Raw genomic sequence first — 13,965 nt, 5'->3', positions numbered from 1 at the left:
TAAAACCTTCCTTTTCATGTCTCTATTATCCTATATGTATATACAAGAGTCAATTATTGATTGTCAATTTGTTCTTGTAATTCTAATAAATAAAGATATCTTTCATTTTTCTCATCAATTTGTTTTTGCAAGTCATCTCTTTGTTTTGAAAGTTCATCAATTTCTTTAAAATCAGTAACACCATTCATCTTTTCTTCAATTTGACTTAAATTTGTTTCTAAATCCATAATGATATCTTCAATTTCTTCAAATTCTTTCTTTTCCATATAAGTCATTTTGATTTTCTTTTGTTTACTTTGTTTATAAGCTAAAGCCCCTTGACTCTTTTCTTTTTCTTCTTTAGTTGTAGTATCAAGATTTTGACTATAACCCCCATTAACATATCTTAAATGTTGATTTTGTAAGATAAATAAACCATCACAAATACGATCCAAGAAATATCGATCATGACTAACAGTCATAATAATACCTTCAAAATTATCTAAATAATCTTCTAAAATATTAAGAGTATCAATATCTAAATCATTTGTCGGTTCATCTAAGACAAGAACATTAGGCATCATCATTAATACACGCAATAAATAAAGTCTTCTTCTTTCCCCACCAGAAAGTCGAGAAATTGGTGTATGTTGTAACCTAGCATCAAATAAAAATCTTTCTAACATATCTTTAGCAGATAATCCTTGACCATCTACTTTAAAGTCATTGGAGATTTCTTGAATATAATCAATGACCTTCTTATTCATTGGAAGATCATCATATCCTTGTTTAAAATAACCAAAACGAACAGTTTCGCCAATTTCTACATAACCCGTATCACTCTTTAAATTTCCTGTAATAATATTTAATAAAGTTGATTTCCCTGTTCCATTATCTCCTAATATCCCAATACGATCATGTTGTTTAAACATATACGAAAATTCATCAAAGAGTTTCTTTTGTTCAAAACTTTTAGAAATTTCATGAAGTTCGATTGTCTTTTTACCAAGACGAGAGAACGTATGAATCATTTCTACTTTTCCATTGACTTCTACATCTTTAACTTTTGATAATTCTTCAAATCTTTGCAGACGATCTTTGCTTTTAGTTGTACGTGCTTGTACACCCGCACGTACCCATTCTAATTCTTTCTTTAAAAAGAGTTTTCTCTTTCTTTGACTAGAAAGTTGTGTTTCTAAACGAACTTGTTTAAGTTCAAGATATTTTGAATAATTGGCTTCATATTTATAAATTTGGCCATGATCTATTTCAATAATACGATTAACAACTCTTTCTAAAAAATAGCGATCATGCGTTACCATGAGTAAGCCTTTAGACCATTTAATTAAAAACTTTTCTAAATATTCTATCATACCATTATCTAAATGGTTTGTTGGTTCATCTAAAATAAGTAAATCACAAGGTTTAATTAAAGCAATCGCTAAAGCTACTCTTTTAAGTTGACCTCCTGAAAGTTCTTTAATCTTTTGTGTTTCATCTAAAATACCAAACTTACCTAATTGTGCTTTGATTTCATAATCATGAATCTCTTTCGAATCCAATTGCTTATGGACCGTTTCCATAATACTATCATTTTCATTATAAAGAGGCGTTTGAGGCAAATAATTGATACGGATATCTTTTTGATAACTTATTTTACCTTGATAGTCTTCTACACCGGCAATAATCTTTAAAAGTGTAGATTTTCCTGTCCCATTAACTCCTAAGATTCCTACTTTATCTTTATCTTCTATATGTAATTCTATACGATCTAAAATACACTTTTCTCCATTATATTTTGTTAAATCTGTCATTGACACTAACATTTTCATCACCCACGCTATCATACCACAAACAAAAACAAAACGCGACTACTCGCGTCTTGTCTTGTAATGTTTTATTAATAAAAGAAGAAGTGTTGAAATTGATAATCCCAATAATGCATACCAAAATTCTTGTTTTGTATCATCTCCCGTAGCAACTGGACTTGTCGTTACAGGTGTTGACTTTTTAACTTCCGTTTTAATTGTTTCACTTGGCTTTTCAGGTTCATCAACATTAGTTTCTATTACTTTGTATGAAACTGTTGGGAACAAAAATTCTTCAGGTTCTAATTCTTTAGAAAAACTATCAATAGGATGTAAAATAGCTTGCGTATTTGTTTTTAATCCTTCTTTAAAAAGATGACCATCTTCATCGTATTCCCCATATTCTCCTGCTTTTTTTTGAGGATTCATAAGTTGTAAAGTATAAACAAGTTGAACATGTTCGAATTGACTCACAGGTACATTCATTTTCCAAATAAAATATTCCTTTTCTTCAGGATAATAGAATAATTCATAAGCATAACCATTTTCTTGATGATTAAAACCATAATGATTTTCTTCGATGAATTCTGGAACATATTTGTGATTTCCAACCATCATATAAAATTGTTTTGTATCTGTTATAAAGTCAAAATCATAATCATTTCCATAATTGTCTTTTCCTTTACCCATAAAGTCTTCTACATAAGTTCCTTGATCCAATAAATAATAAATATCATTTTGAATATCTTTAAAAGAAATTTCTTGTCCTTTAGATAAATAATTCATAAAAGATGTTGCCCATGGATAATTACTATATCCATTAGCAAGCATTGAATAACAATGATATCCTTCATCTTTCATTGCTTGGTAAGTAGAAACAGTATAATAAAGAGCTTTATCAACAGAATTTAACCCTTCTTTAGATTCTTCTAGAGGCATTATATTTGTTGGAGCCTCACCATAAAGATAATCATACTGATCTCCTTGAATGGCTAATTTTTCTTTTACATCTGTTAAATAATTATCCCAATCAGGAAGATCTTCTTGACCATATTTTAAATTCCAATTATCAGGTCCTGGCCAACTTGCAACAATGCCATCATTTTCAAACGACCAAGCTGTAACCGTTGCTTTTTGATTATACATATAAGTAATACCATCACTAACAAAGACCATATACTTACGTTTAGCTGCTACCTCTTGATCTTGATCCAATAATTCTTTTCCTGCTAATAATCCTGCATGACAATTCGTTCCAGATGTTATTTCTTTAAAAATCGCCTTTTTGATATCATCCAAATCATTTTCTAGATCAAACCATCCAAAAACATTTGCCTCTTTATTAAAAATAACAATCCCGACTTTTACTTTAGCATTTGTTTGTGAAATTTGTGTTTGTAAATTTTCCAACATATCTAAAGTTTGATTTTCAATTTGTGTACTTGTTGATTTATCTAAAACAAAAACAACATCTGAAACAAGTTTTTCACTTTTAGCAGGAAGCGAAAGTGTCACCTGGCTTCGATAATTTTCATCAAGTTGTGTGGCTGTTTTTGATTTAGAAATATCCCAATTGATGTCACTTGCTTTAACAGGAACTTGCATAAAAAATAAACTTACAAAAACTGTTAAAAGACATATTAATTTTTTCATTTTTTTCTCCTTTCCATCTCTACAATAAAAAGAAAAAAATACAAATCATGTCGATTGATTGCCTTTTTAAATAATTATTAAAAATATTTTTACAAGCTATGCCCTATCTTGTAAGAAGATGTCAAAGACTTTCAATTTATCGTATTTTTTAGAGTTCATGTTCAATACATAATTCAAGCATATAATCACCTCATCAATGTAAGGAGAGATGTTTATGAAAGAAAAATTAATTCAATTCATGCAAGGAAGATATGGAATAGATACTTTAAATAATCATGCATTATTTTTTGTCATCGCTTTATTTATCCTTAATATATTCTTTAATAATAGAATCATTATGTCACTTGGATATCTTATTTGGCTTTTAGTTATCTATCGTATGTTTTCTAGACAAACATATAAACGTTATCAAGAAAATGAAAAATACTTAAAAGCAATTAAACCTGTTCAACAATTTTTTAATCTTCAAAAGAAAAGATTTTCCGATCGTAGTCATAAATACTACCGTTGTCCCTCTTGTAAACAAATGGTAAGACTTCCTAAAGGAAAAGGAAAAATTATTGTGACTTGTCCAAGTTGTCATCAAAAATTTGAAAAGAGAACTTAATTATGTTTGGCTATGTCGTTATTAATAAACCAGAATTAAAAATTAAAGATTATGATAAATATCAAGAATATTATTGTGGTTTATGTCAATCTTTAAAACAAAATCATGGTCGCCGTGGTCAATTGACTTTAAATTATGATTTAAACTTTGTAGGAATTTTGCTTTCTAGTCTGTATGAACCGACAGATAAACAATATTTAATTCGTTGCCCATTACATCCTTTTCATAAAAAGAGTGTACGTACTAATCAATATATGGATTATGTCAGTGATATGAATATTGTTTTAACGTACTATAAATTAGAAGACGATGTTTTAGATGAAAATTCTTTAAAAAGTAAAACTTTTAAACAACTTTTAAAAAAAGAATTTAATAGAATTAAAAAGAAATATCCTGATAAAGTAGAAAAAATTAAAGAACATTTAGACCAAATTCATTATCTAGAAAAATCACATTGTTTAGATTTAGATGAAGTTGCTGGTCATTTTGGTCATATCATGGCAAGTATTTGTGTTTATCAAGAAGATGTTTTTAAAGATGATCTTTATCAAATGGGATTTTATTTAGGAAAATTTATTTATTTGATTGATGCTTTTGAAGATGTAGAAGAAGATATCAAAAAACAAACTTACAATCCTTTTAAAAATAAATTTAAAGAAGAACACTTTCAAGAATATTGTTTTAATATTTTAGAAATGATGATTTCTAGAAGCAGTTTTTATTTTGAAAAGCTTCCTTTGATTGAAAATGTTGAACTTTTACGAAATATTATCTATAGTGGTATTTGGACAAAATTTGAACTGATTAAAAAGAAAAGAATGGAGGAAAAATCATGAATCCTTATCAAATACTAGGAATTTCCCCTAGTGCCAGTGATGATGAAATCAAAAAAGCTTATCGTACACTTTCTAAAAAATATCATCCTGACGCTAATATTGGAAACCCTCATCAAGCAGAATACACTGAAAAATTTAAAGAAGTCCAAAATGCATATAAAACTATTATGGATGAAAGAAAAAAAGGTTTTAGACAACAAAGTTATGGTAGTCAAACAACCGGCGGCTATCAGTATCATGGAAATGACCAAGAAGCTTATCAAGAAGCTAGTGGTTTTATTCAAGGTGGACGTTATCAAGAAGCTTTAAATGTTTTAAATCAAATTCAAAATAAAACAGGTATGTGGTTTTATTTAGCTGCTTTAGCTGAAAATAGTTTAGGAAATAATATTCGTGCACAGGAATATGCTCAAACAGCTGTTCAAATGGAACCCATGAATATGCAATATATTTTATTATTAAATCAATTACAAGGAAATACAAGACAATATCGTCAAACCAGTCAACAATACGGTAATCCAGCAAGTATGATGAATTGTTGTTATTCGATTATGCTTTTAAATTGTATGATGTCATGTTGTTGTGGTGGCGGATATCATTACCCTATTTTATGTTGTTAGAAGGAGAAAATTATGGCAAAGGTTATTGGAATTGACTTAGGAACAACAAACAGTTGTATGGCTTTTTATGAAAATGGAAAAGCTAAAATTATTGAAAATAAAGAAAGCCAAAAGACAACACCAAGTATTGTTGCTTTTGATAAAGATGGAAAGAAACTTGTTGGAGAACTGGCTAAACGTCAACAATCAATGAATCCAAAACGTACGATTTCATCTATTAAAAGAGAAATGGGACAAAATTATCATGTAGAAATTGATGGAAAACAACTTTCTCCACAGCTTATTTCTTCAATGATCTTACAAAAATTAAAAAATGATGCCGAAGCTTACTTACAAGAAGAAGTCAACCAAGCGGTTATTACTGTTCCAGCATATTTTAATGATGCCCAAAGGCAAGCAACAAAAGATGCTGGAAAAATTGCGGGATTAGAAGTTTTAAGGATCATTAATGAACCAACCGCTGCAGCACTGGCTTATGGGCTTGAAAATGCTTATGGGCAAAAAGTGATGGTTTTTGATTTAGGTGGTGGAACTTTTGATGTTTCGATTATTGAAATTGGTAGTGGTGTAATCGAAGTTTTATCAACAGCTGGTGATAATCATTTAGGTGGGGATGATTTTAATAAAGCTATCTGTGATTTTATTTTAGAAAGCTTTTTAAAACAAGAAGGTATTGATTTAAGAAAAGATACCGTCGCTTATAGTCGCGTTTTAGAAGCCAGTGAACAAGCTAAAATCGAACTTTCAAGTCAATTAAGTACCCTCATTAATTTGCCTTTTATTTATCAAGATACAAACGGACCTAAAAACTTAGAAATCACACTTACAAGACAAAAATTCAATGAACTTACAAAAGGACTTATTGACCGTCTTGTTTTACCAATGCAAACAGCTTTAAATGATGCCAGATTTACACCACAGGATCTTAATAAAATTATCTTAGTTGGTGGATCCTCTCGTATTTTAGCGGTTCAAGAAAAAGTAAAAGAAATTACGAACATGGAACCAAGTAAATCATTAAATCCAGATGAATGTGTGGCTTTGGGTGCTGCGATTCAAGCTGGAAAATTAAGTGGTGAAATGGTTTTATATGGTGAAGAGAATGATGTTCTTTTATTAGATGTCACTCCTTTAACACTTTCTATTGAAACAGTTGGTGGTGTCGCTACACCTTTAATTCCAAGAAATACAACGGTTCCAACCAGTCATAGTCAAGTCTTTACGACATCAGCCAACTTTCAAACACAAGTAGAAATCAATGTTTTACAAGGTGAAAGACCACTCGCAAAAGATAATCAATCTTTAAGAAAATTTAAACTAAAAAAAATCAAACGTGCGATGCGCGGTGTTCCACAAATCGAAGTTACTTTTGATATTGATAGTAACGGAATCGTTCATGTTTCTGCCAAAGACCTTGCCTCTGGAAACAGTCAAAGTATGACGATTGAAGGCTCTTCTAAAATGTCTGATAGTGATATTGAAGAAGCAATTAGACAAGCTAAGATGTATGAAAGCCAAGACCAAGTGACAAAAGATAATATGCTTTTAAAAAATGAAGTAGATACTCTCATTATCAATGTTCAAAATGGTCTTGCCTCACATAAAAAAGAAATGGATAAAGCATTAAGAAAACAAATTAAAGCAGAACTTTCTTCTTTAATGAAAATGACAAGAAAATTCAATTATGAAACAGCTTCATCCAAAGAAATACAAAAAATAAAAGATTCTAAAAATCATTTAGAATCTCTAGCTCAAAATATCATCGGGAGATAAATGATCTCTCGATATTTTTTTGACAATTTCATCATGTCTTACAAATCCATACGTTGCGACAATCAAAGAGCCGCCTAAATCAAGCATTAAATCTTTCATCGTATCTTTTAATGCTTCATGCCCTTTTAAAGGAATATCATTTTTAGAAACAAGTGTTCCCTTTGTTGAAGCCATATATTGTTGAGCATTTGTATGAAAAATCCCATCACAACTATATTCTAAAATTTCCCAAAACGCTCCAATTCCTAAAGAGAAAACCACTAAAAATAAGCATGTAAAATATTTATTCATATAAATAAATTTGCTTTTTTCTGCCATCATAATATGTATAAACCATAAAGCTACAAAAGATAGAATAATTCCCGAATGGAAATGTAAAAAAGAATCCCACCATGGATATTTTCCATAAAAATCAAGTCCATCTCCTAAAACTAAAGCATTAAACGCAAAAAGTGCAATCACAATATAAAGTGCTAAAGGAACATTGATCTTAAACCATTTCTTTAAAAACTTAGGTGCCGCTAAAACAAGTAACATCGCACTAAACTGTAAAATACGAAAAATCATAGTTGTCACATATTTTATGTAAACATCACCAATATGATGGCGATAAGCTAAAATAAAGATTGTCCATCCCACATGATAAATCAGTAATAAAATTGTTAAAACAAATAATATTTTTTTAATAAATAATAGCCTTTTCTCTGTTAATTTTCTATTTTTCATAAAGAATATAATCCCACCCTTTCATCATCCTTTGTTCACTTTGAAAAAAATGATTGCCTACATTCTTTTCAAAGAAACATTGATTCTCTTTTTGATAAATCTCATATGTCTCTAAAGTATTTTTTAACACATTTTTCATTAAAACATTTCTCGTTTTATGTTCTTTACTTCCTAAACTCAAATATATTTTCTTATGATAAATGGGATGTTCTTTTAAATAATCCAACCATCCTTCTTTCCATAAAGAACCCGATACACTAATTGCTCCATCTAAATCTAATTCATGCATCGCATAAAGACTAAAAAGCCCTGCAAGTGAATAACCACTAATATAACATTTTAAAGAAAGATTCTTTTGTTTAATTGTTTCAATTGTATGGAATAATGCTTTTCCTGTTTTTGATTCAAGAGAAAGTTCATCTTGCCAATCATTAATTTCAATAACCTCTAAAAGATACGAACTCTTTTGAAAGTAAGTTTTTGCCTTTTCTACAAATTCATCTTGTCCTTTCATGACAAGATAAATGATGATTCCTTTTTTATTCATCATCAACCTCTACAAAGATAGGTTCATGATGAAGAGCCGGTATAATTTTTTCAAATACATCTTTCATTTTTATTTTTAAACTCCTTGTATTAATACAAGGATGACATCCTAAGTAATCATCTTCTAATAAATCTTTATCCACCAATAATTGAACATGATGTTCATGATCATTCATTAAACCTAAAACACTCACTGAACCAGGTGTAATATCTAAATATTCCAACATTTTTTCATCACTTCCAAAGGATAGACGTGAACTGTTGATTTGTTTTGAAATCACTTTTGTTTTGAATTTTTTATGTCCTTTCAACATTAGTAAATAATATTGACTTTTATTTGAATTAACTAAAAATAAATTCTTACAAATTGTTGATTTTAAGTTTTTTTCTATTTCTAAACATACTTCCATGGTATTTGCTTCTTGATGATCAAGGCGTTGATAGTCAATGTTTAATTGATCGAGTAAATCATAAACTCTTTCTTCTTTATCTATTCTTTTATCTTGTGGTCTCCCTGTTACTAATTCCATTTAATCTACCTCATTTAAATTCACTTGATCTTTGATTTCATTAAATTGAATCATTGGTAATTGATTTTCATGATGTTCCCCTATAAACTTTTCCATCCATACCATATTATACCAACGTTTAAATTTATACCCACATTGATGAAATTCTCCCACCATTTGATATCCTAAATGATGATGATAATCAATACTATTGGTATCTAAATATTCATCATTTTGAATTGGTGAAGAAATACATGCATTTAAATTCGTAATATTTTGTGCTTTTAAAGCTTTTTCCAAAGCTTGATAAAGTCTTTTCCCTACCCCACATTTTCTTAAAGTATGATCTACATAAATCGATGTTTCTACACACCAATCATAAGCCGCTCTAACATTAAAAGTACCAGCATAAGCATAGCCGACAATTTGATCATCCACCTTAGCTACTAAATATGGATATTTTTCCATGACATGTACCATTCTTTGTTGAAATTCTTCAACAGCTGGTACTTCATATTCAAAAGTAATCGCTGTCTTTTCAACATAATAACAATAGATTTCTACTAGTCTTGCAGCATCTTCTAATTTTGCATACCTGATCTCTATTTTCATAACTCATTCCCCCGTTTGTCTTATTATCTACCAAATTAAAAAAGATGTCCATAAAAATGAACACCTAAGATAAAACTTCTCGCATTTCTTTAGAATATGTAAAACCATTTCCACTAACTTCTTCTACATGAGAAACAATAATAAATGCTTTTTCATCAATTTCTTTAATTTTATCTTTTAAATCAGGAAGTTTACGATAAGGTAAAATCGTTAAAACAACTTCTGTTTCATTTCCATAAAAACCACTTTTACCATCTAATAAAGTCACACCTGCGTCCATATCATTTAAAATCATTGTTTTCATACGTTCAATTTCTTTAGACATTACAAGAACTTGGACACATCCTTTACCTGATGATAATAAATAATTCATCATATAGGCTGTAATTAAAATTGTCATGATTCCATAAATGATTTCAGGAGCACTATGGAATGAAATTTGTAGAACAAGAATTGCTGCATCAATCCCATTAACAAGCAAAGTCACAGGTATTTTAAAATATTTTTCAACAATAAGTGCTAAAATATCAAATCCTCCTGTAGATCCTCCCGCTTTTAATACAAGACCAATTCCTAGTCCTAATAAAAATCCTCCTAAAATACAAATTAATAATTGATCATTTAATAAACCATGTAAATAGGGTTGTTGATTAAAGAATTCTAATAAAATAGGAAAGAAGAATGTTGAAACCAATGTTTTCATCGCAAATGCTTTTCCTAAAAAACAAAGTCCAATGATAAATAAAGCAATATTAATAATTCCTACACAAAGGGAAACAGAAATTCCTGTATAAAAATGAAAAACTGTACTAATACCAGAAACCCCTCCTACCACAATGGAATTATCTAAAATCAAAGTACTAATAGCAAAAGCCATTAAAACATTACCAATAATAATTTGAATAATTTTTTTCATATTTCTCACCTCGGGATATATCCTAACAATTTTTCTTTTTTAAGAATGTAACATATGTTACAATTTAAACAAGTAGGTGAAAAAAATGAAAATTAATGACGAACTCTTTGATTATTTTAAACAAGCTGGTACCATTAAACACTATCAAAAAAATGATATTATTTATATGCAAGATGACCATGCTGATGAATTATGTCTGGTTTTAAAAGGTCGCGTACGGGTTTACCATATTACTAAAAATGGTGATGAAATTAATTACGATGTTTTAGATAAAGGACGTATTTTTGGTGAATCTTCACTTTATGAAAATGCTTATCGCCCAACAACCGTTTCGGCTATTAATGATGTTGAAATTATTACTTGTCATCTTGAAGATCTTTATCCTTATTTATCATCTTCACTTGATCTGACGATTACTCTATTTAAGATGTTTAATGATAACTGCAATCATTTAACTCAGCTTTTAAAATGGGCACAAACTTATGACCGATTTGAAAAAGTAGCTGCTTTTTTATATGAATTAAGTGCTACAAACAATATTGAAAAAAATTTACTTTTTGGAGATATTCCCTATACTCATCAAGAAATTGCGGATTCACTTGCCATTTCAAGAGTAACTGTTACAAAGGTTTTAAATCAATTTAAAGATGAGGGTTTGATTTCAATTGAATATGGTCATATCAAAGTTTTAAAACGAGATAAACTCTACGAGCAATATTTATCAACACTAGTTTAAACAAAAATAAGTTATGTTATAATAAGATATAAAGAGGAGGAATTTATAATGGAAAGTCATGTAGGATGTTATGAAACAGGTTCACTTGATTTCTTTGGACCATTATGTGTCGTTGCCTGTTATGTTGATCAAAAAGATGAAAAAGAACTTAATGAACTAGAATTGGATAAAGAAATGTCTACAAATGATATTGAAAAAATTGGTAAGATATTAAAAGATAAACTCACCTATAGTTTACTTTTGCTTGATAATAGTCATTACAATCAATATGTAAAAGAAGGTCAAAAACTTTCATGTATTAAAGCAAAACTTTATAATCAAGCGATGATCAATGTTATTCAACGTATTGAACACCCTATTTCTAAAGTAACGATTGATGATTTTTTAGCACCTAAAAAATATTATCGTTATTTAAAAAGCAAAATCGTTGTTGTTCGTCATATTGAATTTAAAAAAGAAGAAATGTCTTTAGCGATGAAATGTGCGCATATTCTTTCTCAGTATGCTTATCTTCAATATTATCAAAACATGTGTCAATCATTAAATACAACACTTCCTCGTGGTTTTAATATTCTCGCAAATGATGCTGGAACTTCTTTAGTACAAGAACATGGAAAAGATATTTTATGGAAAGTTTCTAAAACAAATTTTCCAAACTACAAACAGATCTTAGAGAGAGTTGAATAAACTCTTTTTTCTTAATAAGTAAAAAAATAAAATAATGCTTTATTTTTTATATAATAAGATTATCGGAGGAAAGAGAAATGATTAAAATGATTGTCAGTGATGTTGATGGAACTTTATTATCTCATGGTTACATCAATCCTAAATGTATTGAAAGTATAAAAAAAGCACAAGCGAAAGGCATTGAATTTGTTGTGGCTTCAGGGAGAGATTATTATGGCGTGACAAGTGTTTTAGACCCTTTAGGTATAAAATGTTCGGCCATTTTAGGAAATGGTGCTCAATATTGTAATAAAGAAGGAAAAGCCATCATGGATTGTTATTTAGATAAAGAAATGCTTAAAGAAATTCTTCCTGTCTTTATTGAAAATAATACACCGTATATGATTTTTACCACAAATGGTTTTTATAGTACTTTAAAACCTGATTACGTAAGAGATCGTTTTGCTTATCGCGGTAGTGTCCGTTTTGGAAATAAAATGGAAGATTTTTTACCAGGAGGTCCAATGAGTGATTCTCCTGCCTGTCAAATTCAACAATTTGATTCGATTGATGAATTCATAAAAAAAGATTTAGACATCATCAAAGTAGAAGCTTTTTCACATGATGAATCTGAAATACAAAAGGTCCTTCCTTATTTTAAAGATATGAAAAAGATTGCGTATTTATCTTCATATCCTGATAATGTTGAAATCACAAATGAAAATGCGCAAAAAGGACTTATTTTAGAAAAAGTAATTGACCTATTAAACATCAAAAAAGAAGAAGTTATTGTTTTAGGAGATGGTATGAATGATATTACTCTCTTTGAACGTTTCCCTTATTCTTTTGCGCCAAACAACGCTGAAAAAGTTATTCAAGAAAAAGCTTATAAAGTTGTTTCAAGTTGTAAAGATGGAGCTGTTAGTGAAGCTATTGAATATGCTTTAGAAAACTTATAAAAGATTCATTTATTTTGAATCTTTTTTATTTGTTTGGAAATTTCTAAAATACTACGATAACTTTTAACATTATCACCATTATAATTTATTCCATAAAAAGTTAAATTAAAATGTTTTGCTAGTAAATAATCAACTTGACTATCCCCTATATAGATAGAGTTATTCATATCAATTAAAAAATCTTTTTTAGCTTGTTCTATCATCCCAGGTTTTGGCTTTTTACAGTGACAATGATCTTTTTCATTATGCGGACAAAAGTAGATTTTTAGAATATCTATATTTTCTTCTTTTAATTTTTTTAGAAATTTTCCTGTAAACTGTTGATAATCATTCAATGAAATAATTCCATCATTAATAAGATATTGATTTGTTATAATGATAAAATCATATCCCATCTCTTTTAATCTCTTGAGTCCTTCTATTGAACCTTCTAAAAATTCAGGTTCTTTAATTTCTCTCCATTTTTCATCTGGATAATCTTTAATAAGAGTCCCATCTCTATCCAAAAAAGCAATTTTTAAATAGGATGGCTTCATTTTAACCTTTTGATTCATACTTTACCTCCAAAGCTTCTATTTCTAAAATTTTATCATTTATTTTTACTAAAAAGAAGAAAACTCCTCAAAAAAGAATATATATAGGGAGGAATCTATATGAACAAAAATAGAGAAAATTTTATAAAATATTCAAATGATTTATATTTTCATCATTTGCTTGTAGAAAATGAAAGAATTAGAACCCTTATTTGTCAAGAACTCGTTTCAGACAGGAAAATTATTTCTATTAAATTAAAGAAAGCAATTGAAGAATATATTAAATATTACCAAATGTTGCCGTAAAGCTCTCGGCTTTAGCTGTGGAGATATAAGGCAACTTTTTTAAGATTTTATTAATAAATCATATCGTCAGATAACTTTTGATAGTATAATATTCCCATGAAATACAAATCGAATAATAATGTGATTGTTAAGTTACAATTTAATTTGCGACAAATTGTCATTAATTTAACAAACAAATAC

Annotated in this window: 16 protein-coding genes; 8 read left to right on the top strand and 8 right to left on the bottom strand. The window is 28.9% G+C overall.

Translation table 11 applies throughout. The features are described 5' to 3' along the window. Positions 1-53 precede the first annotated feature (53 nt). Together LJD34_RS00870 and LJD34_RS00865 are read right to left on the bottom strand one after the other, a co-directional pair. Positions 54-1,805 (bottom strand): ABC-F family ATP-binding cassette domain-containing protein, encoded by a 1,752-nt coding sequence (locus LJD34_RS00870; protein WP_227358960.1) that lies wholly within the window; start codon positions 1,803-1,805, stop codon positions 54-56. 45 nt (positions 1,806-1,850) lie between these two features. Continuing rightward, the gene (locus LJD34_RS00865; RefSeq protein WP_227358959.1) at positions 1,851-3,440 is read right to left on the bottom strand and encodes a vWA domain-containing protein; all 1,590 of its coding nucleotides are present in this window, start codon (positions 3,438-3,440) and stop codon (positions 1,851-1,853) included. Between the two features lie 214 nt (positions 3,441-3,654). On the opposite strand from LJD34_RS00865, the gene LJD34_RS00860 reads away from it, so the two are divergent. The 4 genes from LJD34_RS00860 to dnaK are packed head-to-tail and all read left to right on the top strand — an operon-like array spanning position 3,655 to position 7,276. Then, positions 3,655-4,047 (top strand): hypothetical protein, encoded by a 393-nt coding sequence (locus tag LJD34_RS00860; protein WP_052010899.1) that lies wholly within the window; start codon positions 3,655-3,657, stop codon positions 4,045-4,047. A gap of 2 nt (positions 4,048-4,049) precedes the next feature. Further along, on the top strand, positions 4,050-4,883 hold the full coding sequence (locus LJD34_RS00855) for a DUF5685 family protein (RefSeq protein ID WP_032090400.1): 834 nt from the start codon (positions 4,050-4,052) through the stop codon (positions 4,881-4,883). Beyond that, positions 4,880-5,503 carry a J domain-containing protein gene (locus LJD34_RS00850; RefSeq protein WP_227358958.1) on the top strand — a complete coding sequence of 208 codons (624 nt, stop codon included), beginning with the start codon at positions 4,880-4,882 and terminating at the stop codon, positions 5,501-5,503. The genes LJD34_RS00855 and LJD34_RS00850 overlap by 4 nt, the downstream gene beginning before the upstream one ends. Positions 5,504-5,515: 12 nt before the next feature. Next, complete coding sequence (dnaK, locus tag LJD34_RS00845) at positions 5,516-7,276, top strand: molecular chaperone DnaK (RefSeq protein WP_227358957.1); 1,761 nt, start codon at positions 5,516-5,518, stop codon at positions 7,274-7,276. Here dnaK and LJD34_RS00840 read toward each other — a convergent pair. The 5 genes from LJD34_RS00840 to LJD34_RS00820 all read right to left on the bottom strand — a co-directional run bounded on the left by LJD34_RS00840 (position 7,250) and on the right by LJD34_RS00820 (position 10,585). Beyond that, positions 7,250-8,002: a hypothetical protein gene (locus LJD34_RS00840; RefSeq protein WP_227358956.1), complete on the bottom strand. Its 753-nt coding sequence runs from the start codon at positions 8,000-8,002 to the stop codon at positions 7,250-7,252. The two genes, dnaK and LJD34_RS00840, sit on opposite strands and share 27 nt — an antisense overlap. Next, positions 7,992-8,549: a hypothetical protein gene (locus tag LJD34_RS00835; protein ID WP_227358955.1), complete on the bottom strand. Its 558-nt coding sequence runs from the start codon at positions 8,547-8,549 to the stop codon at positions 7,992-7,994. The genes LJD34_RS00840 and LJD34_RS00835 overlap by 11 nt, the downstream gene beginning before the upstream one ends. Further along, positions 8,542-9,078, bottom strand: a complete 537-nt coding sequence (locus LJD34_RS00830) for a prolyl-tRNA synthetase associated domain-containing protein (protein ID WP_032090404.1) — start codon at positions 9,076-9,078, stop codon at positions 8,542-8,544. Before LJD34_RS00830 ends, LJD34_RS00835 begins: the two co-directional genes overlap by 8 nt. Further along, on the bottom strand, positions 9,079-9,669 hold the full coding sequence (locus LJD34_RS00825) for a GNAT family N-acetyltransferase (RefSeq protein WP_032090405.1): 591 nt from the start codon (positions 9,667-9,669) through the stop codon (positions 9,079-9,081). A gap of 64 nt (positions 9,670-9,733) precedes the next feature. Further along, a complete protein-coding gene (locus tag LJD34_RS00820; RefSeq protein WP_227358954.1) occupies positions 9,734-10,585 on the bottom strand; it encodes a YitT family protein in 852 nt (283 codons plus the stop codon). 85 nt (positions 10,586-10,670) lie between these two features. Between LJD34_RS00820 and LJD34_RS00815 the strand changes: the two genes are divergently transcribed. The 3 genes from LJD34_RS00815 to LJD34_RS00805 all read left to right on the top strand — a co-directional run bounded on the left by LJD34_RS00815 (position 10,671) and on the right by LJD34_RS00805 (position 12,946). After that, complete coding sequence (locus LJD34_RS00815; protein ID WP_227358953.1) at positions 10,671-11,321, top strand: Crp/Fnr family transcriptional regulator; 651 nt, start codon at positions 10,671-10,673, stop codon at positions 11,319-11,321. A gap of 48 nt (positions 11,322-11,369) precedes the next feature. Then, on the top strand, positions 11,370-12,008 hold the full coding sequence (locus tag LJD34_RS00810; protein ID WP_227358952.1) for a ribonuclease HIII: 639 nt from the start codon (positions 11,370-11,372) through the stop codon (positions 12,006-12,008). Between the two features lie 77 nt (positions 12,009-12,085). Continuing rightward, entirely contained in the window at positions 12,086-12,946 is an 861-nt protein-coding gene (locus LJD34_RS00805; RefSeq protein WP_032090408.1) for a Cof-type HAD-IIB family hydrolase, read from the top strand. Between the two features lie 5 nt (positions 12,947-12,951). On the opposite strand, the gene LJD34_RS00800 is transcribed toward LJD34_RS00805, so the two are convergent. Beyond that, entirely contained in the window at positions 12,952-13,500 is a 549-nt protein-coding gene (locus LJD34_RS00800) for a D-glycero-alpha-D-manno-heptose-1,7-bisphosphate 7-phosphatase (RefSeq protein WP_227358951.1), read from the bottom strand. Positions 13,501-13,599: 99 nt separating this feature from the next. Here LJD34_RS00800 and LJD34_RS00795 point away from each other — a divergent pair, with 99 nt between their 5' ends. Continuing rightward, positions 13,600-13,785 (top strand): hypothetical protein, encoded by a 186-nt coding sequence (locus LJD34_RS00795; protein ID WP_032090409.1) that lies wholly within the window; start codon positions 13,600-13,602, stop codon positions 13,783-13,785. Positions 13,786-13,965 lie beyond the last annotated feature (180 nt).

The organism is Faecalibacillus sp. MSK20_93, from assembly GCF_020589945.1.
In the GTDB taxonomy this organism is placed as follows: domain Bacteria; phylum Bacillota_I; class Bacilli_A; order Erysipelotrichales; family Coprobacillaceae; genus Faecalibacillus; species Faecalibacillus intestinalis.
This window is presented reverse-complemented; position numbering and strand designations above follow the sequence as displayed.

Coding starts and splice junctions, on each gene's coding strand:
- LJD34_RS00805 (WP_032090408.1), top strand. CDS start 12,086: ATGATTAAAATGATTGTCAGTGATGTTGATGGAACTTTATTATCTCAT.
- dnaK (WP_227358957.1), top strand. CDS start 5,516: ATGGCAAAGGTTATTGGAATTGACTTAGGAACAACAAACAGTTGTATG.
- LJD34_RS00870 (WP_227358960.1), bottom strand. CDS start 1,805: ATGTTAGTGTCAATGACAGATTTAACAAAATATAATGGAGAAAAGTGT.
- LJD34_RS00810 (WP_227358952.1), top strand. CDS start 11,370: ATGGAAAGTCATGTAGGATGTTATGAAACAGGTTCACTTGATTTCTTT.
- LJD34_RS00850 (WP_227358958.1), top strand. CDS start 4,880: ATGAATCCTTATCAAATACTAGGAATTTCCCCTAGTGCCAGTGATGAT.
- LJD34_RS00825 (WP_032090405.1), bottom strand. CDS start 9,669: ATGAAAATAGAGATCAGGTATGCAAAATTAGAAGATGCTGCAAGACTA.
- LJD34_RS00860 (WP_052010899.1), top strand. CDS start 3,655: ATGAAAGAAAAATTAATTCAATTCATGCAAGGAAGATATGGAATAGAT.
- LJD34_RS00855 (WP_032090400.1), top strand. CDS start 4,050: ATGTTTGGCTATGTCGTTATTAATAAACCAGAATTAAAAATTAAAGAT.
- LJD34_RS00835 (WP_227358955.1), bottom strand. CDS start 8,549: ATGAATAAAAAAGGAATCATCATTTATCTTGTCATGAAAGGACAAGAT.
- LJD34_RS00815 (WP_227358953.1), top strand. CDS start 10,671: ATGAAAATTAATGACGAACTCTTTGATTATTTTAAACAAGCTGGTACC.
- LJD34_RS00800 (WP_227358951.1), bottom strand. CDS start 13,500: ATGAATCAAAAGGTTAAAATGAAGCCATCCTATTTAAAAATTGCTTTT.
- LJD34_RS00865 (WP_227358959.1), bottom strand. CDS start 3,440: ATGAAAAAATTAATATGTCTTTTAACAGTTTTTGTAAGTTTATTTTTT.
- LJD34_RS00830 (WP_032090404.1), bottom strand. CDS start 9,078: ATGGAATTAGTAACAGGGAGACCACAAGATAAAAGAATAGATAAAGAA.
- LJD34_RS00840 (WP_227358956.1), bottom strand. CDS start 8,002: ATGAAAAATAGAAAATTAACAGAGAAAAGGCTATTATTTATTAAAAAA.
- LJD34_RS00795 (WP_032090409.1), top strand. CDS start 13,600: ATGAACAAAAATAGAGAAAATTTTATAAAATATTCAAATGATTTATAT.
- LJD34_RS00820 (WP_227358954.1), bottom strand. CDS start 10,585: ATGAAAAAAATTATTCAAATTATTATTGGTAATGTTTTAATGGCTTTT.